The following is a 26,923-nucleotide window of genomic DNA, read 5'->3' as shown; positions in this document are numbered from 1 at the left end:
GAATCATTCACCCCGCCAGTGCCTTCGGAATTGTCGCGTGCTCCGGCAGGATCACCCCGCAACCGAGCGAAGCCGCGAAGGCCGCCGCCTGGTAGCGGTAACACCGCCGAATCTTCAACCGCGCCTGCGTGGACAGGTCGCGCGTGATGGCTTCGATCCGCGGCAGGTCGCCGCGCAGGGGCTCGGTGATGGTCACCAACGCCCCGAAGCGGGTCACACCGTGACCCCGGGCTTGCTCCTCACGAGCCTGCTGGGTGGCGCCCACCCGCAGCGTCGCCGCAGCGGACACCACACCGCGTTCGCTCTGCTGGGCCACCAGCGCGTTCTTGAAGTCGTCGTCGACGATCTCGGCGGCGTCGGCGGCCGAGTGCGGCCGGTACACGATGGCGATGCGCTTGCGTGGCACTTCGGGATTGGGCGCGAGCAGCCGTTGCAGCACCCGCTCGTCCACCGCGCCCTCGGGGGCGGCGTCCATCTCCCAGGTGACCGAGCGGCCACCGTCGTGCACGAAGTGATCCCACTTCTCGTCGTGCGAAACCGGGCCCGCGTCCGCCCAATCCAGGCCGTGGCCCTCGGGTTCGCTCGACGCGACTTCCAGGTCCGCCTGCGAGGCCGGGTCGTAGCTGCGCCGGATGAACGAGATGACCTCGTCCGCCGACATCGGCTGGGCGCGCACGCCCGCCTCGGCCAGCGCCGCGCAGATACCCGGCAGGCGGCGGCCGATCTCGACGGCCTCCTCGGCGGGGTTCTTGCGCCGCTCGGCGGTGGTGGCCTTGAAGGTGATCGCCACCCGCGGCAGCAGCTGCACCCGTTCCTGCGGCAGCTCGGTGGCGAGCTCGTACATCACCTGCTGCGCCAGCTCCGGCGCCTCCGGCCGGGTGATCGTGGAAACCTCGGTGAGCAAACGGTTTCCGGTCTCCGGCACGGTGTCGATCACCGGCACGACCGCGACGATGTCACTGGTCTGGCCGACCGAGGCGAGGAAGGTGCCCCACGCCGACACCCAGCGATCGATCACCGGCTGATCCACCGCCTCGTGACCTTGCGGCCACGCCCGCAGCACCACCGTGTACTGGGCGAACTGCGGCAGGTGGATCATGCCGAAGCTGTAACCGCCCGCGTCGATGCCCTCGTAGAGCTTCGACGGCGCGAGCAGGCCCGGCAGCCGGGTGACGCCGCCCGGGATCCGGGAGAACCGGCCACCCCGGTACACGTGCTCGCCGTTCTTGCGCGAGCGCATCCAGTTGAACATCATCAATCCCGTCTCGTAGCCCGATCGGCCGCCCGTCCGCCACACCAGTGGAACCATGATCACGACGCCGGTGACTCCGACGATCAGACCCCATTTGAAACCGCCGACCATCGCGGTGATCAACGCCGTGATCACCACCACGAAGCCGATCACGGTCTCTTCCCAGCGCAACCCGAAAAGGCCTGCGCTGCGGGGCTTTTGCCACAGCCCGTACGAGCGACGCTCGTAGGTATCGTTCGTCGTCATCGTCATCGCGGAATGGTGCTCCTCCCGAGGTCGGGCGAGCGATTCGCCCAACGGTCACCGGCCACATCACCCATTGCCTGGTCCGCACGGTTCAGGCTGCTCGTCGCGGCGCGGGCCGCGCCGATCCGCCCCGCCGCCCGTGCCGCACCGGACGGTACTCCCGCCGCGCCGCCGGGCCCGGAGGCGCGCGGTGCCGCACCACCGGCCGGTCCGCCGCCACCGCGCGGCGGGGTCGGGCGTGGTGCGCCGCTGCCGCGTCCGCCCGCGCCGCCCGGCGGGCGCGGACCCGCGCCGCTGCCGCCGACGTAGCCCGGCGAGCCCGACGCCGCAGTGCCTTTGACGCCAACGGCCTTGGTGCCCATGGCGCCCAGGCCCGCGACGGCGAGCAGGGTGCCACCGGTCGCGGTGAGACCGGAACCGCCGCTGCCGACGATGGCGACCGCGGGCGTGACCAACCGCATCAGCGCGGGCAGCACGAACGCGACGCTGCACAGCAGCACGATGGCGACCAGCATGCGTTGCGCCTGTTCACCATCCGGCAGGCCGTTGGTGGAGGTCAGCGAATCCACATGGCCCGCAGTGGTGAACGCGATCATGTAGACGATCGCGGCCACCGGTTTCCAGAGCATGAACGCGATGATCCAGCCGATCAGCTTCTGGTAGGACTGTTTTCCGACGTTCATCCCGGACGCGGCCGCCGCCAGCGGCAGCACGCCGGCCGCGATGATCAGCAGCCCCTGCCGGACGATGGCGAGCACGATCTGCGCGAGCGCGCCGAGCAACCCGACGATCGCGATGATCAACACCAGGCCCGGCGAAAACGCCTGCAGCTTACTGGTTTTCACCATCAGCTCGGCCAGGTCCTTGGCGTTGCCGTTGGTCGAGTCGTTGATGATCCACTCGGAGAAGCGATCCGAGGCCTGGGTGCCAGCGACGATCACCGCGCCGAGCATCCAGGAACTGAACACCACCCTGGCGAACATCCGGAACGATTCGGCGGCCTCGTTCATCGTGGCCCCGCGTCTGGCCTCGGCCAGGCGCGCGCCGGACAGGATCACCGAGGCTATCAAGAGCAATATCTGGGCCTGATAGGTGTATTCGTTGATCTTCGTGAACAGCGAACCCGAGTCGCTGGCCGCCTCGTTGGGCACCTTCATCCAGAAGGTCAGCGCCAGGATGATGGCCTCGCCGAGGCCGTTCATCAGCGAGTCGACCACCTTGCCGAAGGTCGAGTCCCACGCCTTGTCCTTGACTGCGGTGGCCGCCTGCCCCGGATGCGAGGCGGCATTGCCCGCCTTGCACGCGGCCGAGGCCGCATCGCCGAGGGAAATGCCGGGCAGGCCGACATTGTCGAGCGTGTCGTGGATCTCGTTGCACGTCTCGTCGAAGCCGTACTGCTGTCCATAGGCGATGGTCGGCGTCGCCATCATCACCGTGAAGATGACGGCGAAGATCGTGAGTAGTCGCCTCACCATTATCTGCACCCCTCGCTGCTCCGCAGGTCGGCCCTCAACTTGTGCTCGTGCCCTTCCGATCGTGCTCACCATTTCGTCCACCCGCCCAACGATTCGATGTACTCGGTTTGTGCGGTATTGGACGTCGAGGGCTTGAGCCGCCAGTCGCCCGCATCCCAGACCATGACCAGGCGGATCGCCGCCCAGGATTGCTTGCCGTCGACCACCTGGCCGCGCGAGGCGAGCCGGACGATGGCCAGGTCGTCGGCGTAATCGTCGACCTTGAACGCGTCCGAGGCGACGAAGTATTTGGTGACCTTCTCCGGCTGCTGCTCGGGCAGCTTGTTACCTGACAGCGCCTTGTCGTACGCGGCGATCTGCTGGGCCGAGACGCGCACCTGCGTCACGTACAGGTCGCGGTCGGCGGGCCGGGCGTTGAGCCGGTAGGTGATCTGCGCCGCGGCCAGCACCGCGCCCTGCGGCGTGTGTGAATAGCCAACGGCCAGACCATCTTCGATGCGCGCCGGCCCGTCCGAGGTGGAGAACGGCACCGAGGCGCCGTAGACCCGCTGCCAGCCGTGCGGCGCGGTGGTGCCCTCGGGCGCCGCGGTCAGCCAGTCGCCGTCGGAGGCCTTGCGCTGCCGCGACGGATCCTGCGGAAGTGGTTGTCCGGCAGCATTGTTCGGCACGTCGACGCGCCTGCCGAGGATGTCGACCTCGGGGCTGGCGAAGCCGGTGCCACCAGCCGAGCCGGCGGGGGCGGGCGCACTGGCCGCGGAGCTGCCGTCGTCACGGGTGATGTAGACGACGATTCCGACGATCACGATGAGCGCCAGCACTGCTGCGGACGCGACGGCACCGAAGGAGACGCGATCACGCGCGTAAGACTCCTTCTCACTCATGACTCCGCCTCGCTAGCGCTCGGCTCCGTCATGCGCGAAGCACACTGCGACATGGTTCGCTCGCTGCGCTCCCTCACTTCGGCGCCTCCAATTTCACAGTGTCATCAGGTAGTACGTCTATCGATTCGATCGGTCTGGCGGTAGAGCCCGGATCGGGCAGCCGTAACCGCCAGTCCTGGCCGAACCACTCGACGGTGGTGTGGTTCACCGCCTTTGAACTGTCCGAGTACTCGGTGTGTACGTCGATGGTGCTGCGCTGGTCGGTGTATCCGGTGACCTTGTAGCCGAGCACGCGCGGCGCATAGTCGGGCGTAGCCGGTCCGGTGATGGACAGCTGGATCCGATTCACCGCCCACTCGTCCTTCGCGGTGCCCGGAACCACTTCCCGCGCGGCGACTTTCGCCCATTGGCTGTCGGAGGCCACCGCCAAGCGCACCGCATGGGTGATCGCGGCGACGCCGGCACCGCGCGGCGAATGCTCGAAACCCGTTGCGGCGCCGTCGGCCTCCGACTTCGGGCCCTGGTCGGTATGCGGCAGCGGCACGCCTTGGAACGGCTGCCACCGCAGACCGGTCGGCGTCGCCGACAGGTCGGGTCCGGAGCGGTCGTCGCCACCGCCGCAGCCGACCGCCGCGATCAGCAACACCGCGCCGAACGCCCCCGCTGTCCCCCGGTGATCGATCATGTCGGCAAGAAAGCCAGCGCGATTCCCGACGCTGTGCTCGCCACTATCGCCCCGAGCAGGCTCATCAGCACCCCGTGCGAGGCGTCGTTCATCGCGAGGTCGCTGCGGAAGGCGATCCACAGCTTGCCCGCGGAGACGATCATCCACGCCAGACACACCAGCAGCACGAACCACAGCAGCCAGTTGAGCAGCTGCATCAGCGGTTCGAGTACCTCGGCGGGCATCTGTTTGTAGGCCAGCAGCTCGGCTGCCGACGCGCGCACGGTAGATATGTCGGACATCAGGTTCCAATAACGGCGTTCATGATGGTGCCGGCGCTGGTCGCGACGACGCCGCCGATCATGGCCCCGGCCACCATCTTCGGCGACTCGAGTCCACCACCCGTCCACTTCTCCCACGCGAACTTGCCGCCCGCGTAGGTGATTCCGCAGATGCCGGACAGCAGCACGAACCAGGTGAGGTAGCGCACCAGCTGCAGGATCTTCTCCGAGCCGGGCGGCGCCTCGGGCGTCGGGTTACCGACCTGCGCGAGTACGGTGCCGTACGTGTCCTGCACGGCGAGGAGAATCATGCTCATCGGGTGCCTTTCTCGAAAGTAGTTGAGTCGTCGCCGATTCGATGCGTACGTTCACTGATCGGGTGGCTTTCTACTGGCCCGGTCCTGCGCCGGATCGTCGAGTTGGCCCTCCTCCAGTGCCGTTCGAGCCGCCGCGACAATGTCGGCGCCGAGCTCCCTGACATCGAGCGGTACCTCCTCCAAGGGGTCGATCTTGCGTTTCTTCGGTGGCAGTGCGTCACCGGGCGCCCATACCGGCAGCTTCTCCGGTTCTACCAGCGTCCATTCCTCATACCACGGGACCTGCCACGTCTGGCCCGCCAGCGAGCCGACCACGTCGCGGTAGCGGCGGATCTCGGCGGGCAGCCGACCGGGTCGCGCGGCGACGGTGATCAGCCCGAGCACCTCGCAGGACCCGGCGAAGCCCGAATGATGTTGGCGCAGTAGGTCATGCGCGCGCGTGAGGCCCGCGATGGTCTCTCTGGCCACCAGCACGACGAAGGGGGACTCGCGGTCGAAGACGCCGGGCCAGCGGCGGCCCGAATCCGCCGCGGGCGCAAGCACATGCGCGAGGCTACTGGCTCCGGCACCGCCGTGCACGCCCATGATCCACACCAGCGGGGCCCGGCCGACCCCGGGCACCGGACGGTCCCAGATCGGCGCGCGGCGCGACTCCGGCGGTGCGACCACGCCTGCGGGTGCGGATTCTGTTTGACGTCGAAACTTCATAGCGGCCGTCATGATGCCACCCCGGCCAGCAGGCGCCCATAAGCCCGGCGCGTATCGAGGGACAGTGACGCGTGTCGAACCAGTTCGCCCCTGGCCAGGTGCGGGTCGTAGGGAATCTCTCGAATATCGCGGACCCAGCCGGACAGGTGCTCGCGCAAATGCTCGGCTACGCCCGACTCGGTGCCCGGATGCTGGTGCGAGACAACGATTGTGGTGTCGCCGACGATGCCGCCGCCCTGCCCCTCGGTCGAGTCGCCGAACTGGTCGTCGAGCCATTCCAGGGTGACACGCAGCCGGTTCGCGGCGTCGGCGCGCGCCGGAATGGCAAGTACCAGAGCAACATCCGCGTCGTCGAGCAGCGGGCGCAGCTGCCGTCCGGCAATCGGGCTGCCGCCGTCGTAGACCGCGGTGAAGCCGGAGTCGTACACCGCGCGGGCCACCGTGAGATAGGTCGCACGCCTGCGCAGCGGCGCGGAATCGCGCCACAGTAAACCGATTCCGGAGGTCGCGCGCGACAGGCATTCCTTCAGCGGTGCCGGTTCGTCGTCGCCGCGCCCGTACAGCCACGATTGCAGGCTGATCGGGTGCAGGTGTTCGTCCGCGCCGCGCAGCGCGAGGTCGCTGCCCGCCGCGGTCGCGTCCACCGCCACCGTCGGGGTGCCTGCCATGCCGAGCTCGCCCGCGATACCCAGTGCAGTCGTGGTGGTGCCCGCCCCACCGCAGCCGCCGACCACCAGGATGGGTCGCTGCAAAGGTTGTTCCGCACCGGAACCGCCGCCCTTGCCGCGCCGCAACCGCACCACCGGAGCCTTGGAGCGCACGGGCCGGCTCGACGATTCACCCTGATCGGGTGCCTCGTCGAGCCAGCGGCTCCAGTCCTCTCCCATCGCTTCCTGCTCTCCTCTATCCGGCCGCGATACCCGTGATCAGGGTGCGACCGTCGACCACCGCGGTGGTGACCGTCTGCTTGTTGTACGTGGCGGGCACGCCGCCGGGGCGGTACTCGGTGACCTCCACCGAGTACCGATTGTCCGAGAGGGTCACGATCCGCACGCAGTGCGTGGTGCCCACGGGGATGGTGTCGATGCCGCGCTGGATGGTCGGTGCGGGCGAGACGGTGGCGTCCGGTGCGACGACCTGCCGGACCTGCTCGCCGGAGCGCTCCACGTAGTACGCGTACTGGAACGCCAGGATGGCGTCGGGACCCGTTGTGGTGCTGCCCATTTCGGCGCCGCGCACGATCGACGCGGTGCGCTCGGTCGGGCAGGCGCCGGACGCGCGCGGCGTGGTGACCCCGGCCTGCGACTTGCCGCGCAGGCTGTCGGTGCTCACGCCCGCCTGCAGGCTGCCCGCGGTGAACTGCACCGAGGCCGAGGAGGCGGGCAGGCGCGGCGACGCGGCGCGACTGTTCGAGGAGTGCAGCAGGAACAGCACGCCCGCGGCCGCGGCGCCGAGCAGCAGCACCGCGATGACCAGCACGACGAACACCCGCCCGCGCCGGGAACGCCGGGCGCGCGCCTCCAGACGCAAGGCGCTGGACGAGCGCGGTCGCGGCTCGTCCAGCGGGTCGTCGTAGTCCTCGTCGTCGGGCCAGGGGAAACGCACCAGGTCGGCGTCGCGCGGGGTGTACTCGTCGTCGGGGCCGGGAGCCCGGCCCACCCAGTCCGACCAGCCGCCGGTGAATTCGCTGCGCTGCGCCGATAGGTCCGCGGGGACCTCGGGCTGCGGCTCGTCGCGAATGTAGTGCGGATACCGGGCCGGGCCGTCTTCGTCCACGTGCACCGAATTCGCGGCGGGCGGCACCGGGGCCGTCTCCGGCTCCAACGCGGCATACCACCGGGACAGTTCTTTGTACGACTTCAACATTCCCCCATTCCCGCTGCGCGAGGCACATAGCTCATCGTCGGACCCTCTCGGCGATCAGTTCGTGGAGAACGGGTAGGTGTTGGGTGTGCCGGGTCGATCGGTGGGCGGAATCGACGTCGCGCCGCCGGATGAGGCGCCGTCGGCTCCTGTCCCGAACGGAAATTGTCCCGTACCGGACACATTCGGCGTAGCAGGCGCGCCGGATTGCGGACCGAAGAATCCCGTCGGCGGCTTGTCCGCACCACCCTGCGGCCTGGCATTCGCACCGAATTTTCCGGCGATATCGTGGGCTACCGCGGCGAACCAGTCGGCGACGAAGGTGGTCGGCGCGTCGCCGTTGGCGGCGACCGTCGCGGTGTTGTACGCGCCGTGCCGCTGGACGGTGTCCCAATACCGCACCCAGGTGGCGGTATTGAGCAGTTCGCTGTTGTCGGTGATGTTTTGTACGACCGCGTCGAACGCCTGGGTGACCAAGCGGGCGCCGGTGGTCGGCGGCACGAGTTGGGCGACGGCGCCGGCCAACTCGGTGCCGAGCGAGAGCAATGCGGCGGGCGGGTTCGACAATCCCGCGGTGGCCAGGTCGGCGATGGTCGCCGGGTTGATGACCGTCTTGACGACGGTGACGACCGCGTTCAGACCGATCATGCCGACCTTCAGCAGCGCCTGTAGCGCGGCGGGGAGGTCGAGTGGGGTGCGCGGGTCGGCGGCGTCGGCGAGGCGCTGGGAGATCGACTTCTTGGGCGAGATGGCCAGTGTCGCGAGCGAGTTGCCCTGCACATCCTCGTTGGCGATCTTGGTGGCGGTCTTGATCGAGGTGTAGGCGAGCGCCTGGGCGATGGAGGTCAGCGAGGCGATCGGGTCGCCGCCGCTCAGCTTGGACTGGCCGACAACGTTGGTGACGGCCTTGAGGATCGGCGCGCCCTGCGGTGCGTCGCAGGCGAGGTCGCCCGCCGCGCAGAAACTGGCCACGCGGCCGGTGAGGGCGCCGAAGTTGGCGGCCAGGTCGCGATCCGGGCCGATGCCGCCGCCGGTGGCGGGCACCTGCGGTAGCGCGGCGATGGCGGCGAGTTCGTCGCCCTGGGTACCGGGGGCCGGATCCGGGGACGCTTTGCCCGGCGAGCCGGGAAACAGTGGCGCACCGGGGTTGCGGGTCGGGTCGGCGAACAGCGCTACCGCAGCGACCTTGTCGGCCGGGAGCACGCCCCGCCCTTGCCCGACCTCCTGCGCGAACATCGAGGCAACGTGTGCGCCCTGCGAATAACCGACCACCGCGAACCGGGTGTCCGCGCAGCGATCGGCGACGGCCTTGGCCATCGTCCGCAACCTGGCCAGCCCGCCGGTTACCGATTCGGAGTACGGCACCGCACCACCCGGAGTCGCGCCGCCGAAGCCGGATTCGTAGGGCACATAGGCCCGGTCGACCAGTCCGGGCGCGGTGGCCTTGGCCAGCATCGGCCGGAAGACGGTGGACAGCATGCCGGTGTCGGTGGACGGCGCGGCATCCGGTGACGATTCGCCGGTGCCCTGAATTCCCAAGGCGTACAGTGCCGGACACGCGCTGAGCGCGATGTTGGTCGAGGGGCCTGCGGGATTCGGCGGACCGGCCGCGGCGGTACCCGCCGTAGCCACGGTCACGGTGAGTGCTGTCAGCACCCCCGCGACTCTTGCCGAATAATTAGTCATAGCGATCCGCAATCAATCCGTGTTGCCGCAGTTACCCTCAACGCCATGAAACGCAATAGACCGTAACAGATTCCGACTATTGCTGGGGCATCGCCGAAAACTTTCCATGAACTGCCGAAACGGGTTTCACACATTCCCGCGTGCCGAGCAACATCGCCCGGCAACTTTCCGATGGCCCGAAAACGAGAGCAACCGCCTGGCGACCCGCCGGTCAGCCGAATTCCGCAGCGGGACTCCATCTTCCGTTCGCCCGATAGCTTCGGCATTCATGCAGATACCTCGACCGTCGCTGCCCGTTCGCCGAGAGGTTGCTAAGGGCACAACAATTGACACGTCAAGGGGACTGGCCCGCAGTGGAGAATTTCAGGCGGCCGCGCGCATTCGCGCATATAAGTGCGCTAGGCGGCGGAGGTGACGCGGTACACGTCGTAGACGCCTTCTACATTCCGGACCACATTCAACAGATGGCCCAGGTGCTTCGGGTCGCCCATCTCGAAGGTGAACTTGCTGATCGCAACTCGATCGCCGTGGGTGGCGACCGACGCGGACAGGATGTTCACCTTCTCGTCGGCCAGCACCTTCGTCACGTCGGACAGCAACCGGGTGCGATCGAGCGCCTCGATCTGGATCGCGACCAGGAACACCGAGGACGGTGACGGCGCCCAGGACACCTCGATGATGCGTTCGGCCTGATCCCGCAGCGACCCGGCGTTGGTGCAGTCGGTGCGGTGCACGCTGACCGCGCCACCGCGGGTCACGAAGCCCATGATCTCGTCACCGGGCACCGGGGTGCAGCACTTGGCCAGCTTGGCGACCGTGCCGGAAGCGCCGGGGATCAGCACGCCCGCATCGCCGGTGGTGCGCTGCCGGTTCGGCGTGGTGGACGGGGTGGACCGCTCGGCGAGCTCGTTCTCCACGTCACCGATGCCGCCGAGCTGCGCCATCAGGCGCTGCACCACGTGGTGCGCGGAGACCTGGTGTTCGCCGACCGCGGTGTAGAGGGTGGAGATGTCGGTGTAGTGCAGTTCGTGCGCGACGGCGGTCATCGCGTCGACGCTCATCAACCGCTGCAACGGCAGGCCGACGCGGCGGACCTCCTTGGAGATCTGCTCCTTGCCGTTCTCGAGGGCTTCCTCGCGGCGCTCCTTGGCGAACCACTGGCGGATCTTGGCCTTGGCGCGCGGCGAGACGACGAAGTTCTGCCAGTCGCGGCTTGGTCCGGCGTTCTGCGCCTTCGAGGTGAACACCTCGACGACCTCACCGTTCTCCAGCTGACGTTCCAGCGCGACCAGGCGACCGTTCACCCGGGCGCCGATGCACTTGTGACCGACCTCGGTGTGCACGGCGTAGGCGAAGTCGACCGGGGTCGACTTCTGCGGCAGCGTGATCACGTCACCCTTCGGGGTGAACACGAAGATCTCCGGCGACTTCAGGTCGAAGCGCAGCGATTCCAGGAACTCGGCCGGGTCGGCCGCCTCCCGCTGCCAGTCGAGCAGCTGGCGCATCCACGCCATGTCGTCGACCTCGGTGGAGTCGTTCGAGTGCTTGCCGCGGGTCTCCTTGTAGCGCCAGTGCGCGGCGATACCGAACTCGGCGGTGCGGTGCATGTCCTGGGTGCGGATCTGCACTTCCAGTGGCTTGCCGTCCGGGCCGACGACCGTCGTGTGCAGCGACTGGTAGACGCCGTAGCGCGGCTGGGCGATGTAGTCCTTGAACCGGCCCGCCATCGGCTGCCACAGCGAGTGCACCACGCCGACGGCCGCGTAGCAGTCGCGCACCTCGTCGCAGAGGATGCGGATGCCGACCAGATCGTGGATGTCGTCGAAGTCCTTACCCTTGACGATCATCTTCTGGTAGATCGACCAGTAGTGCTTCGGCCGACCCTCGACGATCGCGTTGATCCGCGACGCCGCAAGGGTATTCACGATTTCCGCGCGCACCTTCGCCAGGTACGTGTCGCGCGACGGCGCCCGGTCGGCCACCAGCCGCACGATCTCGTCGTACTTCTTCGGGTGCAGGATCGCGAACGCGAGGTCCTCCAGCTCCCACTTGACCGTCGCCATGCCGAGCCGATGGGCAAGGGGCGCAATGACTTCGAGGGTTTCCTTGGCCTTCTTCGCCTGCTTCTCCGGCGGCAGGAAGCGCATGGTGCGCATGTTGTGCAGCCGGTCGGCGACCTTGATCACCAGCACCCGCGGGTCGCGCGCCATCGCGATGATCATCTTGCGGATGGTCTCCGCCTCGGCGGCCGCGCCGAGATTGACCTTGTCCAGCTTGGTGACGCCGTCGACCAGATGCGCGACCTCGGGGCCGAAGTCGAGGGTGAGCTGCTCGAGCGAGTAGCCGGTGTCCTCGACGGTGTCGTGCAGCAGCGCGGCCACCAGCGTGGTGGTGTCCATGCCGAGCTCGGCCAGGATGTTGGCCACGGCGAGCGGGTGGGTGATGTACGGGTCGCCGGACTTGCGGAACTGGTGCTTGTGCCGTTCGTCGGCCACGTCGAACGCGCGCTGCAGCAGCGTCAGGTTCGCCTTCGGATACAGCTCGCGGTGCACGCTGGCCAGCGGCTCGAGCACCGGCTTGACCGCGGCGATGCCGCGCTGACCGGTCATCCGGCGGGCGAGGCGGGCGCGCACGCGGCGTGACGCCGAGGTCGGCACGGCGGCGGAGGTGCCCGGCTGACGCGGCGGCGTAGCACTGCCGGTCGGCGTGCTGGGCGGCGTGTTCGGCTGCTCTCCCCCGTTGGCGGCACCATTCGGCTGCGGGGCGTCCGCCGATTGCTCGACATTCGCCTCGCCCACGTGCTGAGTCATGCCACCACCTCTCAGTGCCCGCTTGCGGCGCTCACGGTCCCTCCGTGGGTACGCCGGCTGCCGCCTCCGGGCCTGACGTTCGCGCCGCGTGCCTCGATCGAAACCACCCTATCCGACCGGTGCAACACCAACTTTAGTCCCGGCCGCGCACTGGCGTCCGGCACGTGGTTGCCGCAGGCGCGATGCGGGTTCTCATGCCGGGATGGCGCTGGGTTCGCTGGCCTTGGCGAGGCGTACCGGAACGTGACATATCAGGCGTCGCGGTGGTGGCGTCGCGCCCTGGGCGGTGGGGCCTACCGGATCGTGGACGGGCTGGCGGGCTCCCGGTTGATCATGGACTGGCCGTCGAAGTCGGGGCTGGCCGGGACGCGCAGGAGGTCGACGACGGTGGGCGTGATGTCGACGAGGGTGTAGCGGGAGGTGGTGTCGCCCGCAGTGAAGTCGGGGCCGCGGGCGATGACGAAATTGGTTGTCTCGTCCGGGGATTGGCCGCCGTGGCCGCCCTTGGGCCGGTGGCCGTGATCGGCGGTGACCAGGATGGTCCAGCGTTCGGCGGGGTTGGCCTTGGCGCGGGCGTCCACGGCGGCGGCGATGCGGCCGACCTGTTCGTCGATGCGGCGGACGGCGTCGAGGTATTCGTCGGAGGCGGCGCCGTCGCTGTGACCCGCGTGATCGACCTGGTCGAGGTGGGTGAAGAGGAAGTCGGGAGCGAACTTCGTGATCGCGTTGACCACGTCGGTGGCGGTGGCCGCGTCGGTCTTGGCCTCATCGGGGTCGTCGGGGACCGGCGCGGTGGAGACGACCACGTCGGCGCGGGGATTGCCGCTGCCCGACATGGTGGCGATCTGATCCCAGGTGGCGATCGAGTGCGTCTTGAGGGCCGGGTTGGCGCGCTCGAGCTGGGTGAAGACGGTCGGATACCGCGCGAACGGCGCGGCGGTGAAGTTGTTGTCCTTGATGCCGTGCTTGCGATCCCACACGCCGGTCAGCACGGTGGCCCAGGACGGGCCGGAGATGGTGATGTGCGGCGCGATCGAGGAGCGGCTGAGCAGGCCTTCGGCGCTGAGCCGCAACAGGTTCGGCGCGCGCACCTGCAAGACCTTGTCGTACATCAGCCCGTCGAGCCCGATCAGGACCACCTTGTCGACGGGCGCGCCGGCCTGCGCCCCACCTGCGGCCATCGTCATGGGCAGGACGGTAACAGCCAGCACGGCAAGCGCTTTCGCCCAGAGCCCGCTCATGCTCGCGGCCCTTCGGTCCGGTCCGGTCGGTCGGCAACGCCCTCATCGCGCTGCCATCCGATACATCCGCCGGGCCGAGGATTCGCTCGCTTGCCGCGCTCGCTCATAGTCCGAACCATGCGGGGCGAAGCGACCCGGTGGATAGCCTGCCGCGGCACTGTTCATTGACGTTTCATCGGTCTCGCCACCGCGCGTTGCCTCGCTGAACACCGACTGAACTCTCGATAGCCACAAGCTATGCCCCCAGCTCGCGGGCGGGTGGCGCGCGGGTGAACGTCAGATTGCGGTTGACACCGCGCCGACGATGTGGCTGGCTGACGCCATGCCAGCCGATTCCGCGCAGCGGGGTATCCGGATCGCGGCCGTCGCCGATACCCACCTGCGCCCAGCCGTCGCCGGCCGATTCCGGCCCGACTTCCTGCGTCTGGCCGAGCACGCCGACGCGCTGCTGCTGGCAGGCGACCTCACCGAGGGCGGCACGCTCGCCGAAGCCGACCTGCTCTGCGCCGAAATCGCCGACCTCCCAGTGCCGGTCGTCGCCGTCCTCGGCAACCACGACCACGACCACAAACTCGGCTTCCGAATCTCCGCCCAGCTCACCGACATCGGCGTACACCTGCTCGAGGGAACCACGATCACGCTGGAGCTGAACGGAATTCAGGTCGGCATCGCGGGCGTGATGGGCGGCAGCGGCGGCTTCCCCGACTACCCCGGCACCCCCGACGAAGGCACCGAAGAACACCAAACCCGCATGCGCCGCGGCCCCCGCGACGCCCTGCTCCTGCAACAAGCCCTCGACACCCTGACCACCGACATCCGCATAGCCCTGATGCACTTCTCCCCCACCATCGACACCCTCATCGGCGAACCACCCAAGATCTACCCCGGCCTCGGCTGCCACGCCCTCGCCGAAGCCATCGATGTGGGCCACGCAACCCTCGCCCTACACGGACACGCCCACAGCGGCACCGAAATCGGTTGCACCGCAGGCGGAGTCCCCGTCCGCAACGTGTCGTACCCAGTGATCGGCCGCCCATACGCCGTCTACGACGTCGCGCAGGCGCAAGCTCGGTCAGCCTGAACCGACGTGAGCCCGAACCGATGCTATTGGCGGCGACCAGCTGTCCGCCCGAATCAGGTCGGTATCTTCACCTCATGACCGTCGTCCGCTCGCTGCTGCTGTTCGCGTTGGCTGCTGTTGCTGAGATCGGTGGGGCGTGGTTGGTGTGGCAGGGATGGCGGGAGCAGCGCGGGGTTCTCTGGATTGCGGCGGGGGTTGTTGCGCTGGGGGCTTATGGGTTTGTCGCGACGTTTCAACCCGATCCCAATTTTGGCCGGATCCTCGCTGCGTACGGTGGTGTGTTCGTGGCGGGGTCGCTTGCTTGGGGCATGCTCGTCGACAAGTTTCACCCAGACCGCTGGGACTACCTCGGGGCGGCTATCTGCCTCGTCGGGGTCGCCATCATCATGTACGCGCCGCGGCACTGACCGGCTGGCGGACATGTTCTGCCACATCGGTTTCGGCGCACGAAATCGGGATGGCTCGCGCGGTTTCCGGTGTTACCTACAGGCGACCGGTCATCGATACCATCTCGCGAGGAGCCACCGTGGCACAGGACATCCAGATCACCGACACCCAGCGCAACGCGGCGGCTGCCTTCCGGGCGCTGCACGAGCAAGGACTATTCGTGCTGCCGAACGCCTGGGATGCGGGCAGCGCCGCGGTGATCGCGGCAGCGGGCGCGCCGGCGATCGCGACGACCAGTGCGGCCGTTGCCTGGTCGCTCGGCACCGGCGACGGTCAGCGACTCACCAGGGACGACGCGATCGGCGTCATCCGCCGGATCGCCGCCGTCGTCGACGTCCCGGTGACGGCTGACATCGAAGGAGGCTACGGCCCCACACCCGAGGATGTCGCGACCACCGTCATCGCCACCATTGCCGCCGGTGCCGTCGGCGTGAACCTGGAGGATTCCACGGCCCCCGGCGGCCCACTGTTCGACACCGCCGCCCAGTCCGACCGACTGCGCGCGGCCCGCGACGCCGCCAAGCAGGCCGGCCTGCCGGAACTGGTGATCAACGCCCGAACCGACGTCTACCTGTTCGGCATCGGCGCCCCGGAAACCCGCTTCGACGAGGTCCTCACCAGGGCCGCCGCCTACGCCGCAGCCGGCGCCGACAGCTTCTTCGTCCCCGGCCTGCTCGACCTGCCGACCCTGACCGACCTGGTCGCCAAGTCCCCGCTGCCGATCAACGTAATGGCCGGCGCCGGAGCACCTTCTATCGCCGACCTCGCAGCAACAGGCGTACGCCGAGTAAGCGTCGGCTCCGCAGTAGCCCAGGCCGCCTACAAGCTGGCCGAAACCGCAACCGCCGAACTCCTCGAGCACGGCACCTACTCAACCCTCGAAAACGCCATCGACTTCGGCGCCATCCAATCCCTGCTGACCCGCTGACCCAGCCCCCGTGAGTGGCGCACCGTTGAGAGCCGCCCTGGCGATCCGCAACAACGATGCCCCCACGGGGCCCCTTGCTGCGCAACGCTTTCCAGCTAGGAAGACGCACGCCTCTTGATTTCCGGCACCGAAACTCGCATGCGATTCCCGGTGCCGGAAATCAAGAAGGGTGCGGCGGGATGTGGTCGCAACGCAACACTTTCCGGCTAGGCCGTGTCCCCCAATGTTTCCAGCATTGTGCTGCGGTGGTCCGGCGGCCGCCCACTTCGTGGGTGGACCAGTGTCGATAGGCGCGTCGGCTCGTGTGCACCATGGAGGACGTGCAGCACAAGATCGCCCACGGCGGAAACACCTTGATCCCTGCAATACTCGCCATCGAGGCCGGGGGCTTCCGGATAACCGAACAGGGCACGTTGCTGGTAGCCACGGATGGAACCGACACCTATGTCGCGGATGATCCGGTGGCGCTGCTCGGCCTAATAAAGCTGGTCGAATTGCGGGGCTGGTCGTGGCAGGCCAGCGACGATGAGGTCGACACCACATTGGCGCGGTTCGGGTGGACCAGATGATCCGATCGGGAGACACGGCCTAGTCATCGCGCCGAATGCCCACACCGCGGCGGGTCTGCCGGTGGCTTTCGGACTGCGCGTCGCGACCCGGCTGACAGCCACTGGGTTCTGTTGCAGCGCAGCATCTTCCAGCTAGTCGTCGGCTCCGAAGGCCCATACTGCGGCGGGGCGGCCAGTTGCCTTCACGCGGCGGCGCTCGGTGGTGCGGGCCAGGCCGGGGAGGGCGGCGAGGGTTCGGTTGAGGTTGCCGGGGTCGGGGCGGGTGCCGGATAGGGCGGTGGTGGCTGCTACTGCTCTAGTGGCGGGGAATTCGTTGCCGAGGAGGGCCTGGGTGAAGGGCAGGTCCTTCCAGAGGAGGCCGGTCAGCAGGCTGCGGGATGCGTCGATGATGCGGTTGTGGTCGAAGGCGAGTTCGGGGACCTCGTCGAAGTCGATCCATTGTGCGGGGCCCTCGTGTGGGCCGACCACTGCCCACATGGCGATGGACAGGGTCGGGCCGCGTGGGTCGCGGTTGGGTTCGTCGAAGGTCACGAGCTGTCCGACCGCACCGATTGCGGCTTCGGGGACTCCGAGTTTCGTGTGCACCGCGCGTCGCGCGGCTCCGGCCAGTCGCTCGCCGCGACCGAGCAACACACCGGGTAGCGCCAACTGCCCGGTGAACGGCGCCATCGCGCGCGGCGCGATCCCCACGCTCACCCCGGCGTCGTCGGCCCAGAACCGCAACGCCACCACATCCACCGAAACAACGGACTGCTCCACGGCTGCCAATCCTGCCGCACCCGACCACCACTCCCGCCTACCGGCACCCGCTGGGCGGTTTCGGTCGGTCCCGCCAGAGATCTGCACTGTCTCTCGGGATCGGCACTCGGAATAGGGCCCTAGAGGCGGTGCCGATCCCGAGAGAGAGTGCAGATTCTGCGTGGCGGGTGGGGCGGGGGTCATGCCGCGATGACGGTTGCGGGGGTGGGGGTGCGGTGGGTTCGGGTGGGGCCGTTCGAGGTCAGGGCGACGGGGACGTCGAGGGTCTGTGCCAGCCAGGGCACCACGTCGTCCGGTATTTCGGTGAGGACCGGGTGGGCGGTGGTCAGGAGGGCGGTGAGGTGTTGCTGGTGGGTGAGGTCTTGCCAGGTGCCTGGCGGGAGGTGGGTGATCGGGCCGTCGGCGGTGGCGTATTCCGTTGCCGCGTAATGGGTTCCCTGGGTGTCCAGGTGGGTCAGGGCGAGGCCGTCGATGCCGCCGGATACCGCGATGGCGTAGCGGAGCAGGATCGGGTCGAGGTGGCCGAGGCGGAATTCGCCTTGGTAGCGGCCGGTGGCGTTGTGTGGCTCGGGGAAGTCGAGCGTGCGGTCTTCGGTGGGGAGTGGGCCTGCGCCGTGGCGGGTCATGTAGGTGCGGGTGACGCCGAGAACGTAACCGGCGGTGCCGATTTCGGCGAGCATGGCGCGAGCGTTGCGTGGTTCCACGGTGGACCAGGTGGTGTGTGGATGGAAGCCGCGCCATTCATCGAGCAGCACACCTTGCGCACCTTCGAACACCAGTCGGCCGCGTCGGGCGAAGCGGGCGAGTTGCTCGCCGCCGACGATGCGGACGGCGGCGGCGAACTCCTGATACATGTCGGCCAGGGTGTCGATCGGTTCGTAGCGATGTTCGCTCGGGGCGATCAGCGCGCCGTAGTGCGCGGCGAGCGCCTGGAGTTTGTCGCGAAGAACCCTGGGGCGCAAGCAATCCGAGACGGTCGGCGCATCGCGGTCCAGTGCGTAGGCCGCGGTCTCACCGATCCCCCGTCCGCACGAACCGTGCCGCGAGGAACCCCTCGCGTCCTCGCGGGCACGGTTGGCGGCGATGTGGATCGGCGTGGTGAGCAGTGCCCGGCCGTCGATGTGTAACAGCGCCAACGGATCCGGGACGCCGAGCGCGGCCAATTGGCGGGCCTCCCCGGCCAGTGCGATCGGCTCGACCAGCACATGTTGCGACAGCAACGTCGGCACACCCGAGAAGGTCCCGGAACCGAACTGTGCGAACGTGTGATGCCGCCCCTCGGCGATCACATTGTGCGCAGCCTGCGCTCCCCCGTTGAACCGCACCACGGCCGAAACCCCGAGCCCCGCCTCAGCGGAACACAGCCAATCGACCGTCGCTCCTTTCCCGGCATCACCGAAGCCGAGGTCGACCACCACTAGGTGAGACCGAAACATGGTGCACTCCTTGCTGTCAGCTACGACCACTGGGCAACGCCCGCATCCGCGGCCCCTTGGCCCCCAACGCCTTACCGACAGCGGCAGCCTCGGCCGCCGATCCCACATCGCGCAGATCCGCGAGTCCGGCATCCACGTCGACCCGCCCCTCCTCCAATCCGATTGTCAGCGCGATGAGTTCACACACCGCAGCCGGATCGTCGAGCTTCAGGAAGCTCTGACCGAGCAGTCCGCGCCAGTGGTCGGCGATCTCCGGATCGTCGTAGTAGCTCGACTGATTCGGCAGGATGTAGTAGATGTGCCAGCGCTCGGCGAGCTCGCGGTAGATGGATTCCACCGAAACATCGCGCCGCACACTGTCACCGATGACGCTGCGGATGTGCCGTGAGGCCAGCTTCGACTTGTTCAGCTCGTCGCCGATCAGGAACAGGTAGCCTTTCTTGCCCCGCTTCTCCCACGCGTCGGTAACGATGTGGGTGGCCATGAAATATCCGGCCAGTTCATAACTTTCGGACTTCTGCCCGCCGCCCCCGCCCTCCAGCAGGATCGCGCGCAACTGCTCGTCCATCCGGTTGTCGGACTCGAACTGCCCCACCTGCAACGGAACTCGGTCGGTGTCGGCATCGCCGATGGCACCGAACAGGATCTGCGGATCGTCCGCGTAGCCCTTGCGCTGCAACAGTCCGTGCAGCTTGCCGAGCTTGCTCTGCATGATCCGCGGCACCCGCCCCATCGACCCGGTGACGTCGAACAACACCGCGATGGGCAGCGAGTTTCCGTGATCGGCCGAATCGCGGCATTCCCGCACGGTGACGCCGAGCGGGTCGAGGGTCGGGTGCGCCTGCCAGTCCAGGTATGGCACAGACCGCATTTCGGCGGTGTATCCGAAGTCGTCGAGGCCACGGCTGGCGCGAAAGGTCTTGGCCGCCCGGTAGGCGGTGTCGTCCCAGTTTCCGTATCCCATGTGATCACTTCCTCTCGTGAAGCTGGTTTTAGTGTAAGCGACTAAAACTACGGACGTCAAGGAATCCCCTCGGTAAACCCGGTTCCCTGGCAAGATCGGGAGGGTGGATCTCCTACAGCACAATCCGACCGAAGATATCTACGCCGCCGCCGACGACTACGTGCACGCCATGGAGGTCCGAGGCGCCCAACGACTGCTATTCGTCTCTGGCACAATGGGTCTCGATCCAGACGGCAAGCCAGCCGAGACGCTCACCGAGCAACTCGAACTGATCTGGTCGAACCTGCGCGCCATCCTCGCCTCGGCCGACATGACCGTCGACAACATCGTCCGCCTCACCAGCTACCTGCGCGATGCCTCCGACGCCGAGGCGAACGCCGCCGCCCGGGTCGCGGCACTGGGCGGACGGGCCGTGCCGACGACGGCGATCGTGGTGCAGACCCTCGACAACGACTGGCTGGTCGAAGTCGAGGTCGTCGCCGCGGGGTGAGCTCCCCCAGAAAATCGCAGGCTCCCGGAAGTCACGGCGGTTTAGGATCGCCGCCATGGACGACATCGCCAGGAAGCCGACCGTGCGCGCCGTCGAGGCCGCCCTGCGCGCGGCCTGCGCGACGCCGCGGGTACGGGTACTCCCGGAGACCGCCCCGACCGCGGCCGCCGCGGCCGAACAGCTCGGCTGCTCCGTCGCCGCGATCGCCAACAGCCTCATCTTCGACGCCGCGGGCGCGCCGCTGCTGGTACTCACCAGCGGCGCGCACCGGGTGGACACTGGCAAGGTCGCCGCACACCTCGGCATCGCCGAACTGTCCCGTGCCAGTGCAGAATTCGTCCGTGCACACACCGGCCAGGCGATCGGCGGCGTCGCTCCGCTGGGTCATCCCGTGCCGATCAGGACACTGATCGACGAAACGCTGGCCGATCAGGCGGAGATTTGGGCCGCGGCCGGGCACCCACACACGGTCTTCCCGACCACATTCCAAGAACTGGTCGCAGCCACTGGCGCCGAGGCCGTCTCGGTCAACTGACCGCGCGACCAACAATCAACCAGCGGAGAACTCTCAGGTCGGCGCCACCATGTGGTCGCCGACGAGCATGGTCCCCGGACCACGGTGCCCGCCAGGACCTTGATGGAACCTCACATTGTCCGCAGTCATCTCTGATCCGCACTCCCGGCAAACCACCACTCCCGCAGTGACTTTCCCGCAGTCGTCGTGCACGACCAACGCAGGCGGCCCATCAGGCCCGGCGAGCCAGGTGTCCCCCCAGGCCACCAGCATGGTCAGCACCGGATACAGATCGCGCCCCTTGGCGGTGAGCAGATACTCGTGCCGAACCGGATTCGTCTGGTACACACGGGTTTCCACAATGCCGTGCGCCTGCAGCGCGTCCAGCCGCGCGGCGAGCACATTGGACGCGATGCCGAGATCGCGCCGGATGTCCTCGAACCGCGTCAACCCGACGAACAGATCGCGCAGGATCAGCGGCGTCCACCGCTCCCCGATCGCGTCCAGCGTGCGCGCGATCGAGCAGACGATGTCGGACAGAGCGGCCTTGGGCATCCGGCCATCCTAGTCCATTGCTTTTTGCAAGTGACTCCGGTTAGGTTCGGTGCCATGCACACGGCAACCGACGAAGGGGCGACCGCGACCGACGCAGTGGCCAGGTTCTGCGCGGCTACCAAGGCCGCCGATTTCGACGCGATGATGGAAACGCTGACCCCCGACGCCACGCTCGCCTCGCCCCTGTCCGGACGGCTGGTGTTCCGCGGCAAAGACGACCTGCGAGTGCTACTGACCGCCGCCTACGGCGGACTCTCCGACCTGCGATGGACCGAACGAATCGGCGACGGAACCCGACAGGTGCTGCTGGCCGAGGCGGCCGTCGGACCATTCCCGCTCACCGAGGCGCTCGTGCTCGAACTCGCCGACGACGGCCGTATCCGCAAGCTGAACCCGCACCTGCGACCGTGGCTGACCCTCACGGCGCTCGCGGTGTGGCTTGCTCCCGGCCTGATCAGGCACCCCGGCGTACTGCGAAGGGCGATGCGCCGCACGCCCGCACCGTAGACTGCGCGCATGGACCCGTTGACGCGGATCCGCGCGATCTGCCTGGACCTACCGGAGTGCAGCGAACGGCTCAGCCACGGCTGCCCGACCTTCTTCGTGCGCTCGAAGACCTCGTTCGTCAAATACATCGACGGCGGTTACGACGAGCCGGGCCCGACCATCTGGTGCCCCGCCCCCGAGGGCGTGCAGGCCGAACTGGTCGACTCCGAACCCGAACGATTCTTCATACCGCCGTACGTCGGCCACAGCGGTTGGATCGGCGTTCGACTGGACGTCGACCCCGACTGGACCGAGTTCGCCGAGATCATCCACGACGCCTACCGCAAGGTTGCCCCGAAAAAGCTGGTGGCCGAACTCGACTGACGGTCAGTTGCTCCCGCTGAACGCCACGCTCGCACCGACGCCCATGATCATCAGCCCGCCGGTGCCGCCGATCGCCTCCAGCCGACGCGGTGAGCGCGCGAACCAGCTCCGCGCGGTGCCCGCGGCCATCGCCCACGCGGTGTCCGAAACCAGTTGGATGGTAATGGCAATCGCACCGAGGGTAAGGAACTGCGCGGGTAGCGCACCGGCTTCCGGCACCGCGAACTGCGGCAGCACGGCGGCGAAGAACACGATGGTCTTGGGGTTGGTCGCGCCGACGACGAAACCCTGCCGGACCATGCGTCCCGTCGAAGGCTCGGCGTCGGCCGATCGAAGCGCGAGCGTCAGCTTCTTCCGATCCCGAATCGCCATGGCCCCCAAGTAGATCAGATAACCCGCGCCGACGATCTTGACGATCGTCATCAGGATCGCGGAGGCGGCGAGAATCGCGCCGAGGCCGACCGCCACACCGATCACCGGAACGGCGGTACCCGCCATCGAGCCGAGCACCGACACCACCGCCGCACGGCGGCCGTGCGCCAGGGCGCGACCGATCGCGAACAGGACATTCGGGCCGGGAATCACGATGATGACAAGGGCCGCAACGGCGAACGCTGCGGCATGCGACAGGGGCACCATTTGCGCAGCGTATCGAACCTCACCGTGCGTCCGCCAGGAATAAATTGCTATCGCACACCCTCTGATCAGACGCACCACAATCGCTGATGCGGAAGATCAAAGGGTGTGCGGCTTTTCGCAACCCACTACGGGTCCACGACCTCACTCAGCCCATCGGGCGTGAGCTCGACCCGCCTCGTCAGACCGATGTCGTCGAGGAAGCGCGGATCGTGGCTGACCACGATCAGCGCGCCCTCGAAACTGGCCAGCGCCTGGGTGAGGTGCTCGAGGCTGGGCAGGTCGAGGTTGTTGGTCGGCTCGTCGAGCAGCAACAACTTCGGGGCGGGGTCGGCGAGCAGCAGCATGGCCAGTGCGGCCCTGAGCCGTTCGCCGCCGGACAGCGCCGCGACCGCGATATCGGCGTCGCTGCCGCGAAACAGGAAGCGGGCCAACTGAGCTCGGATCTGTTCCGGCGACGCGTGCGGCGCCGTCGAGGCCACGTTCTCGAACACCGACCGTTGCTCGTCGAAGATGTCGAGGCGTTGCGGCAGCATCCGCCACGGCACCCTCGGGCGCGCGGCCGAGATCCGTTTCAGCAGCGTGGTTTTGCCGACGCCGTTGCGTCCGGTCAACGCGATCCGCTCCGGGCCACTGACCCGCAGCGAAACCGTTGGCCCACAAGCCAACTCGACCTCGTCCAGTTCGATCACGTCCTGGCCGGGATAGAGCCGGGTATCGGGCAGATCCACGCGGATCTCCCGATCGTCACGCAACAACTCCTGGGTCTGCTGGAGCTGGTCCTTGGCCGTCTCCAGCTTGCCGATGTGCTGGTTGCGCAACTTACCCGCCGACACCTGCGCCTGCCGTTTGCGTTCGGCCATAATGATTTTCGGCTCACGCCTGGTGTCCCACATCTTCTGCCCGTAGCGCATCCGGCGATCCAGCTTGATCCGCGTGTCGACGAGTTCGCGCGCCTGCTTCTTCACATCGCTGCGCGCGTCCCGGATCGCCGCCCGTGCCGCTTCCTGCTCGGCCTCGATGATCCGCTCGTACTCACTGAAATTGCCGCCGAACATGCGCAGTTCGCCCTGGCGCAGCTCCGCGATGGTGCTCATTCGCTCCAGCAGTTCACGGTCGTGACTGACCGTGAGTACGGTGCCGGAGAATTGCGCGACCACCTCGTAAAGCCGTTCGCGGGCAAGCTGATCCAGGTTGTTCGTCGGCTCGTCCAGCAGCAGGATCTCTGGTTCGGCCAGCAGTTCGGCGACCAGTCCGAGCAGCGTCGTCTCGCCGCCGGAGAGGGTCTCCAGTCGGCGATCCAGCTGTTCGGCCGAGTCGGCCACGTAGTGCAGGCCGAGCCGCCCGAGCAGCGCGATCGCCCGTTCCTCGACATCCCAGCGATTGCCGACGATATCGAAGTCGGACTCCGCGGCGCTGCCGGATTCGATGCGGTGCAAGGCTTTCCGGATTTCCGCGATGCCGAGCACCGCGTCGACTCGCTGCCCCGCGGCGAGACCGAGGTCCTGCCGCAGGTAGCCGAGATGGCCGGTGACCGTGACCGAGCCGCGGGCGGGAGTGAGCTCGCCGACGATCAGCCGCAGCAGGGTGGATTTGCCCGCGCCGTTGCTGCCGACCAGGCCGATATGCCCGGGGCCGAGGCCGCCGTCGAGCCCTTCGAACACAGGTGTGCCGTCCGGCCAGGCGAAAGTGAGATCGGAAAATGACAGAATTGCCATGGTGACTCCAGAGGTTCCCAACGGGTACGCGGCGCGCGACTGCGGACCGCCCGAGTGGCTACCTCATGAGTTCAACTGCATGACTCCGATCAACGGGAACAAGACCCATCTAGATTAACCACACTTTCGCGGCGAATGCCAGTGATATTTGAATCACACCCGTTCACGGCCACTTTTCGGGCTACCCGGCGCCGATCACGCCAGCGATCTCGGGGGTGAGCGGATAGGGCCGCTCGACCGGCAGCGCCCGCGCTGCCGCGTCGAGTTTCCCGTCGGCCACCAGCTGCCCGATCCGCTGCGCCTGAGCGGTGACATCGCGAATACCCGTGACCCACCGATCGACATACAGCCCCACCGCCGGACCGCCGAGCCCGACCTGCAGCGACCGATGCGCCAGCGGCCGGTGATGCAGGTCGCGTTCCGGATCCCATTGGATGCGAACAGGACTCACCCGCAACCGCTCCATCCACACCCGCCGATCCGAATACATCTCCGGCACATAGTGACTCAGGCAGGATTGCCACAGCGCCCACTCGAATCCGGCGCGGGTGATCGACACCGCGAGCACCCGCTCCTGCCCCGGCTTGGTCGCCCATCCGCAGCGATACATCATCCATAGGAAAGACGGCTTGATCCACGTCATCCGGTCCCGCTTGAACGGGTCGACGAAAGTCCCCGCGGCGACGGCCGCCTCGGCGATGTCCGCCGGATATGCCTGATAGACAACCACGGTCGCCGTGTCGTAGTCAGCTCTGACCTGCCGCATCGGCGGCGCAACACTCACGCGCAGATCCTTGCAGTCCGACCGCCGAACGCCAACGCGATTGGCCCTATCGGGACGACGCTCCGGAATCAGCCCGAGCCGCGGCTCAGCCGTTGGTGAAGGTGAGGCTGGTCGCGTCATGGCGGGTGCCCGCGATCTGCTCGGTCGGGGCGGCGGCGAAACGGACCGAGCGGCTCGCGAGATACCGGTGGACTTGTCGGTGGGTAGCGATAACGTGGCCGCATGGTCGCGTCGCGGGATGTGCAGCTGCAGGATGGGCGGGTCGTTCGCGCTTACGACAGTGAGCAGGGCGGGCGCGCGGGAGTGCTTGTGTGGCACCATGGTTCGCCGCAGACCGGGGCGCTGCTGGAGCCATTGCTGGCGGCGGCGAGCGAGCGTGGGATCCGGCTCGTGTCCTATGGTCGGCCCGGTTACGGGGGTTCCACCCGGCTGGCCGGGCGCACTGTCGCGTCGGCGGCGCGCGATGTCGAGCAGATCGCCGATGCGTTCGGTATCGAGCGATTCGCGGTGATGGGCGCGTCGGGCGGCGGACCGCATGCGCTGGCCTGCGCGGCCGAGCTACCGGACCGGGTCACCGGGGTGGTCTCGCTGGCCGGACTCGCGCCCTTCACCGACGAGTTCGATTGGTTCGCTGGCATGGTGTCGCCGGGTGGTCTGCGGTCCGCCATGGCCGGGCGCGCTGCCCGCGTGCTATTCGCGGAGACGGCCGAATTCGATACGGCCAGTTTCACTTCCGCCGATTGGGATGCGCTCTCCGGGCAGTGGTCCAGTCTCGGCGCGGACGCGCAGCGGGCCGGGGAGGCGGGTAGCGACGGGCTCGTCGACGATGATGTCGCCTTCGTGACGCCATGGGGCGTCGACCTGAGTGCGATCACCGCCCCGGTCCTGCTCGTCCAGGGCGAACAGGATCGCGTTGTCCCGCCCGCCCACGCCGCCTGGTTGCAGCGACGACTTCCCAAGGCGCAATTGTGGAGTCGACCGGACGACGGCCACGTCTCCGTCCTGCACGCATGTGCGGCCACCATGGACTGGCTACTCGGCTTGTGACGCCGAATCGGCGCGCGGGCAATACGATCCAGTCGCATGATCGATAAGTCGGAAGTGCCGAAGGGCCGCCAGATCCTCTGGCAGGTCGACGAAACCGCAGGCTTCGAGTCGTCCTGGATCGACCTCGACGGCCTGCGCCTGCACGCCGAAGGTCGGTCCGTCGGCCAACTCCCCGAACCCTATTGGGTGACCTACACCCTGGACACCGACGAACACGCCGTCACCACCCGCCTGCAGGTCACCTCGGTCACCGCAACGGACCACCGCACCCTGGACCTGCGCCGCGACGGCGACACCTGGTCCGTCGACGGTGTCCCCCGCCCCGACCTCGCCGACGCCCGCGACTGCGACCTCGCCTGCTCCCCGCTGACCAACACCATGCCGATCATCCGCACCGGCCTGCACCAACACCCCGGCATCGCCGATTTTCTGATGGCCTTCGTCGAGGTCCCGAGCATGCGGGTGATCCCGTCCAAGCAGACCTACACCCATCTCACCACCACCGAGGACGGGGCCCAAGTCCGCTACGCCGCAGGATCTTTCACCAGCGACCTGCAGATCGACACCGACGGCCTCGTCGTCGTGTACCCCACCCTCGGCCACCGCGTATCACCCACCACCACCGTGACCGAAGGTGAACGCCAGCGCGGCCCAGGTTCCGCACGCCCCGGAGCCTGATCTACCCGCGCGCTGCTCGGCCG

General features: G+C 67.9%; 29 protein-coding genes. 10 read left to right on the top strand and 19 right to left on the bottom strand.

The genetic code is table 11. From position 1 onward, the window contains the following. Window positions 1-7: 7 nt before the first annotated feature. From ACIBK2_RS13205 to ACIBK2_RS13150, 12 genes are all read right to left on the bottom strand, one after another. On the bottom strand, window positions 8-1,498 hold the full coding sequence (locus tag ACIBK2_RS13205) for an SCO6880 family protein (RefSeq protein WP_191094272.1): 1,491 nt from the start codon (window positions 1,496-1,498) through the stop codon (window positions 8-10). Between the two features lie 2 nt (window positions 1,499-1,500). Further along, window positions 1,501-2,973, bottom strand: a complete 1,473-nt coding sequence (locus tag ACIBK2_RS13200) for a hypothetical protein (RefSeq protein ID WP_396966753.1) — start codon at window positions 2,971-2,973, stop codon at window positions 1,501-1,503. Between the two features lie 65 nt (window positions 2,974-3,038). Continuing rightward, complete coding sequence (locus tag ACIBK2_RS13195; protein ID WP_396966751.1) at window positions 3,039-3,854, bottom strand: hypothetical protein; 816 nt, start codon at window positions 3,852-3,854, stop codon at window positions 3,039-3,041. Between the two features lie 73 nt (window positions 3,855-3,927). Next, entirely contained in the window at window positions 3,928-4,539 is a 612-nt protein-coding gene (locus ACIBK2_RS13190; protein WP_396966749.1) for a hypothetical protein, read from the bottom strand. Then, a complete protein-coding gene (locus tag ACIBK2_RS13185; protein WP_379287399.1) occupies window positions 4,536-4,820 on the bottom strand; it encodes a hypothetical protein in 285 nt (94 codons plus the stop codon). The genes ACIBK2_RS13190 and ACIBK2_RS13185 overlap by 4 nt, the downstream gene beginning before the upstream one ends. Further along, window positions 4,820-5,116 carry a hypothetical protein gene (locus ACIBK2_RS13180; protein ID WP_040692318.1) on the bottom strand — a complete coding sequence of 99 codons (297 nt, stop codon included), beginning with the start codon at window positions 5,114-5,116 and terminating at the stop codon, window positions 4,820-4,822. The genes ACIBK2_RS13185 and ACIBK2_RS13180 overlap by 1 nt, the downstream gene beginning before the upstream one ends. Window positions 5,117-5,167: 51 nt before the next feature. After that, entirely contained in the window at window positions 5,168-5,836 is a 669-nt protein-coding gene (locus ACIBK2_RS13175) for a DUF6668 family protein (protein ID WP_396966747.1), read from the bottom strand. Next, window positions 5,833-6,711 carry a MinD/ParA family protein gene (locus tag ACIBK2_RS13170; protein WP_396966745.1) on the bottom strand — a complete coding sequence of 293 codons (879 nt, stop codon included), beginning with the start codon at window positions 6,709-6,711 and terminating at the stop codon, window positions 5,833-5,835. Before ACIBK2_RS13170 ends, ACIBK2_RS13175 begins: the two co-directional genes overlap by 4 nt. Before the next feature lie 16 nt (window positions 6,712-6,727). Further along, complete coding sequence (locus ACIBK2_RS13165; RefSeq protein WP_396966743.1) at window positions 6,728-7,690, bottom strand: hypothetical protein; 963 nt, start codon at window positions 7,688-7,690, stop codon at window positions 6,728-6,730. Between the two features lie 54 nt (window positions 7,691-7,744). Next, window positions 7,745-9,373, bottom strand: coding sequence for a cutinase family protein (locus tag ACIBK2_RS13160; RefSeq protein ID WP_396966741.1), 1,629 nt, complete (start codon window positions 9,371-9,373; stop codon window positions 7,745-7,747). A 398-nt stretch (window positions 9,374-9,771) separates the two neighbouring features. Next, window positions 9,772-12,183 carry a RelA/SpoT family protein gene (locus ACIBK2_RS13155; protein ID WP_396966739.1) on the bottom strand — a complete coding sequence of 804 codons (2,412 nt, stop codon included), beginning with the start codon at window positions 12,181-12,183 and terminating at the stop codon, window positions 9,772-9,774. 293 nt (window positions 12,184-12,476) lie between these two features. Next, window positions 12,477-13,370 (bottom strand): alkaline phosphatase family protein, encoded by an 894-nt coding sequence (locus ACIBK2_RS13150; RefSeq protein WP_396966737.1) that lies wholly within the window; start codon window positions 13,368-13,370, stop codon window positions 12,477-12,479. Window positions 13,371-13,746: 376 nt separating this feature from the next. On the opposite strand from ACIBK2_RS13150, the gene ACIBK2_RS13145 reads away from it, so the two are divergent. The 4 genes from ACIBK2_RS13145 to ACIBK2_RS13130 all read left to right on the top strand — a co-directional run bounded on the left by ACIBK2_RS13145 (window position 13,747) and on the right by ACIBK2_RS13130 (window position 16,449). After that, window positions 13,747-14,505 (top strand): metallophosphoesterase, encoded by a 759-nt coding sequence (locus tag ACIBK2_RS13145; RefSeq protein WP_396966735.1) that lies wholly within the window; start codon window positions 13,747-13,749, stop codon window positions 14,503-14,505. A 74-nt stretch (window positions 14,506-14,579) separates the two neighbouring features. Beyond that, window positions 14,580-14,912, top strand: coding sequence for a YnfA family protein (locus tag ACIBK2_RS13140; protein WP_396966733.1), 333 nt, complete (start codon window positions 14,580-14,582; stop codon window positions 14,910-14,912). 119 nt (window positions 14,913-15,031) lie between these two features. Beyond that, the gene (locus tag ACIBK2_RS13135; RefSeq protein WP_396966731.1) at window positions 15,032-15,880 is read left to right on the top strand and encodes an isocitrate lyase/phosphoenolpyruvate mutase family protein; all 849 of its coding nucleotides are present in this window, start codon (window positions 15,032-15,034) and stop codon (window positions 15,878-15,880) included. A 320-nt stretch (window positions 15,881-16,200) separates the two neighbouring features. After that, window positions 16,201-16,449 (top strand): hypothetical protein, encoded by a 249-nt coding sequence (locus ACIBK2_RS13130; protein WP_396966729.1) that lies wholly within the window; start codon window positions 16,201-16,203, stop codon window positions 16,447-16,449. Window positions 16,450-16,581: 132 nt separating this feature from the next. Here ACIBK2_RS13130 and ACIBK2_RS13125 read toward each other — a convergent pair whose 3' ends face one another. The 3 genes from ACIBK2_RS13125 to ACIBK2_RS13115 form a co-directional block, all read right to left on the bottom strand. Further along, on the bottom strand, window positions 16,582-17,208 hold the full coding sequence (locus tag ACIBK2_RS13125; protein WP_396966727.1) for an NUDIX hydrolase: 627 nt from the start codon (window positions 17,206-17,208) through the stop codon (window positions 16,582-16,584). A 179-nt stretch (window positions 17,209-17,387) separates the two neighbouring features. Further along, entirely contained in the window at window positions 17,388-18,644 is a 1,257-nt protein-coding gene (locus ACIBK2_RS13120) for an adenylosuccinate synthetase (protein WP_396966725.1), read from the bottom strand. Window positions 18,645-18,660: 16 nt separating this feature from the next. Then, window positions 18,661-19,608, bottom strand: a complete 948-nt coding sequence (locus ACIBK2_RS13115; RefSeq protein ID WP_396966723.1) for a hypothetical protein — start codon at window positions 19,606-19,608, stop codon at window positions 18,661-18,663. Window positions 19,609-19,711: 103 nt separating this feature from the next. Here ACIBK2_RS13115 and ACIBK2_RS13110 point away from each other — a divergent pair, with 103 nt between their 5' ends. Together ACIBK2_RS13110 and ACIBK2_RS13105 are read left to right on the top strand one after the other, a co-directional pair. Continuing rightward, on the top strand, window positions 19,712-20,098 hold the full coding sequence (locus ACIBK2_RS13110) for a RidA family protein (protein WP_396966721.1): 387 nt from the start codon (window positions 19,712-19,714) through the stop codon (window positions 20,096-20,098). Between the two features lie 55 nt (window positions 20,099-20,153). After that, window positions 20,154-20,633 carry a YbaK/EbsC family protein gene (locus ACIBK2_RS13105; RefSeq protein WP_396966719.1) on the top strand — a complete coding sequence of 160 codons (480 nt, stop codon included), beginning with the start codon at window positions 20,154-20,156 and terminating at the stop codon, window positions 20,631-20,633. A gap of 33 nt (window positions 20,634-20,666) precedes the next feature. On the opposite strand, the gene ACIBK2_RS13100 is transcribed toward ACIBK2_RS13105, so the two are convergent. Continuing rightward, window positions 20,667-21,167: a winged helix-turn-helix transcriptional regulator gene (locus ACIBK2_RS13100; RefSeq protein WP_396966717.1), complete on the bottom strand. Its 501-nt coding sequence runs from the start codon at window positions 21,165-21,167 to the stop codon at window positions 20,667-20,669. 54 nt (window positions 21,168-21,221) lie between these two features. On the opposite strand from ACIBK2_RS13100, the gene ACIBK2_RS13095 reads away from it, so the two are divergent. Beyond that, the gene (locus ACIBK2_RS13095; RefSeq protein WP_396966715.1) at window positions 21,222-21,674 is read left to right on the top strand and encodes a nuclear transport factor 2 family protein; all 453 of its coding nucleotides are present in this window, start codon (window positions 21,222-21,224) and stop codon (window positions 21,672-21,674) included. Between the two features lie 9 nt (window positions 21,675-21,683). Next, the gene (locus tag ACIBK2_RS13090; protein WP_396966713.1) at window positions 21,684-22,037 is read left to right on the top strand and encodes an MmcQ/YjbR family DNA-binding protein; all 354 of its coding nucleotides are present in this window, start codon (window positions 21,684-21,686) and stop codon (window positions 22,035-22,037) included. Window positions 22,038-22,040: 3 nt separating this feature from the next. On the opposite strand, the gene ACIBK2_RS13085 is transcribed toward ACIBK2_RS13090, so the two are convergent. The 3 genes from ACIBK2_RS13085 to ACIBK2_RS13075 all read right to left on the bottom strand — a co-directional run bounded on the left by ACIBK2_RS13085 (window position 22,041) and on the right by ACIBK2_RS13075 (window position 25,175). Further along, complete coding sequence (locus tag ACIBK2_RS13085; protein WP_396966711.1) at window positions 22,041-22,676, bottom strand: LysE family translocator; 636 nt, start codon at window positions 22,674-22,676, stop codon at window positions 22,041-22,043. Window positions 22,677-22,801: 125 nt separating this feature from the next. Further along, window positions 22,802-24,391, bottom strand: a complete 1,590-nt coding sequence (locus ACIBK2_RS13080) for an ABC-F family ATP-binding cassette domain-containing protein (RefSeq protein WP_396966709.1) — start codon at window positions 24,389-24,391, stop codon at window positions 22,802-22,804. Between the two features lie 181 nt (window positions 24,392-24,572). Further along, window positions 24,573-25,175, bottom strand: a complete 603-nt coding sequence (locus ACIBK2_RS13075) for a DUF4291 domain-containing protein (protein WP_396966707.1) — start codon at window positions 25,173-25,175, stop codon at window positions 24,573-24,575. Window positions 25,176-25,397: 222 nt separating this feature from the next. On the opposite strand from ACIBK2_RS13075, the gene ACIBK2_RS13070 reads away from it, so the two are divergent. Both ACIBK2_RS13070 and ACIBK2_RS13065 read left to right on the top strand, forming a co-directional pair. Next, complete coding sequence (locus ACIBK2_RS13070; protein WP_396966705.1) at window positions 25,398-26,222, top strand: alpha/beta fold hydrolase; 825 nt, start codon at window positions 25,398-25,400, stop codon at window positions 26,220-26,222. Between the two features lie 36 nt (window positions 26,223-26,258). Next, window positions 26,259-26,900 carry a putative glycolipid-binding domain-containing protein gene (locus ACIBK2_RS13065; RefSeq protein ID WP_396966703.1) on the top strand — a complete coding sequence of 214 codons (642 nt, stop codon included), beginning with the start codon at window positions 26,259-26,261 and terminating at the stop codon, window positions 26,898-26,900. Window positions 26,901-26,923: the final 23 nt, after the last annotated feature.

It is taken from the genome of Nocardia sp. NPDC050175 (genome assembly GCF_044459885.1).
GTDB lineage: Bacteria > Actinomycetota > Actinomycetes > Mycobacteriales > Mycobacteriaceae > Nocardia.
This window is presented reverse-complemented; position numbering and strand designations above follow the sequence as displayed.

Coding starts and splice junctions, on each gene's coding strand:
- ACIBK2_RS13205 (WP_191094272.1), bottom strand. CDS start 1,498: ATGACGACGAACGATACCTACGAGCGTCGCTCGTACGGGCTGTGGCAA.
- ACIBK2_RS13200 (WP_396966753.1), bottom strand. CDS start 2,973: ATGGTGAGGCGACTACTCACGATCTTCGCCGTCATCTTCACGGTGATG.
- ACIBK2_RS13195 (WP_396966751.1), bottom strand. CDS start 3,854: ATGAGTGAGAAGGAGTCTTACGCGCGTGATCGCGTCTCCTTCGGTGCC.
- ACIBK2_RS13190 (WP_396966749.1), bottom strand. CDS start 4,539: ATGATCGATCACCGGGGGACAGCGGGGGCGTTCGGCGCGGTGTTGCTG.
- ACIBK2_RS13185 (WP_379287399.1), bottom strand. CDS start 4,820: ATGTCCGACATATCTACCGTGCGCGCGTCGGCAGCCGAGCTGCTGGCC.
- ACIBK2_RS13180 (WP_040692318.1), bottom strand. CDS start 5,116: ATGAGCATGATTCTCCTCGCCGTGCAGGACACGTACGGCACCGTACTC.
- ACIBK2_RS13175 (WP_396966747.1), bottom strand. CDS start 5,836: ATGACGGCCGCTATGAAGTTTCGACGTCAAACAGAATCCGCACCCGCA.
- ACIBK2_RS13170 (WP_396966745.1), bottom strand. CDS start 6,711: ATGGGAGAGGACTGGAGCCGCTGGCTCGACGAGGCACCCGATCAGGGT.
- ACIBK2_RS13165 (WP_396966743.1), bottom strand. CDS start 7,690: ATGTTGAAGTCGTACAAAGAACTGTCCCGGTGGTATGCCGCGTTGGAG.
- ACIBK2_RS13160 (WP_396966741.1), bottom strand. CDS start 9,373: ATGACTAATTATTCGGCAAGAGTCGCGGGGGTGCTGACAGCACTCACC.
- ACIBK2_RS13155 (WP_396966739.1), bottom strand. CDS start 12,183: ATGACTCAGCACGTGGGCGAGGCGAATGTCGAGCAATCGGCGGACGCC.
- ACIBK2_RS13150 (WP_396966737.1), bottom strand. CDS start 13,370: ATGACGATGGCCGCAGGTGGGGCGCAGGCCGGCGCGCCCGTCGACAAG.
- ACIBK2_RS13145 (WP_396966735.1), top strand. CDS start 13,747: ATGCCAGCCGATTCCGCGCAGCGGGGTATCCGGATCGCGGCCGTCGCC.
- ACIBK2_RS13140 (WP_396966733.1), top strand. CDS start 14,580: ATGACCGTCGTCCGCTCGCTGCTGCTGTTCGCGTTGGCTGCTGTTGCT.
- ACIBK2_RS13120 (WP_396966725.1), bottom strand. CDS start 18,644: ATGTTTCGGTCTCACCTAGTGGTGGTCGACCTCGGCTTCGGTGATGCC.
- ACIBK2_RS13115 (WP_396966723.1), bottom strand. CDS start 19,608: ATGGGATACGGAAACTGGGACGACACCGCCTACCGGGCGGCCAAGACC.
- ACIBK2_RS13105 (WP_396966719.1), top strand. CDS start 20,154: ATGGACGACATCGCCAGGAAGCCGACCGTGCGCGCCGTCGAGGCCGCC.
- ACIBK2_RS13100 (WP_396966717.1), bottom strand. CDS start 21,167: ATGCCCAAGGCCGCTCTGTCCGACATCGTCTGCTCGATCGCGCGCACG.
- ACIBK2_RS13095 (WP_396966715.1), top strand. CDS start 21,222: ATGCACACGGCAACCGACGAAGGGGCGACCGCGACCGACGCAGTGGCC.
- ACIBK2_RS13090 (WP_396966713.1), top strand. CDS start 21,684: ATGGACCCGTTGACGCGGATCCGCGCGATCTGCCTGGACCTACCGGAG.
- ACIBK2_RS13085 (WP_396966711.1), bottom strand. CDS start 22,676: ATGGTGCCCCTGTCGCATGCCGCAGCGTTCGCCGTTGCGGCCCTTGTC.
- ACIBK2_RS13080 (WP_396966709.1), bottom strand. CDS start 24,391: ATGGCAATTCTGTCATTTTCCGATCTCACTTTCGCCTGGCCGGACGGC.
- ACIBK2_RS13070 (WP_396966705.1), top strand. CDS start 25,398: ATGGTCGCGTCGCGGGATGTGCAGCTGCAGGATGGGCGGGTCGTTCGC.
- ACIBK2_RS13065 (WP_396966703.1), top strand. CDS start 26,259: ATGATCGATAAGTCGGAAGTGCCGAAGGGCCGCCAGATCCTCTGGCAG.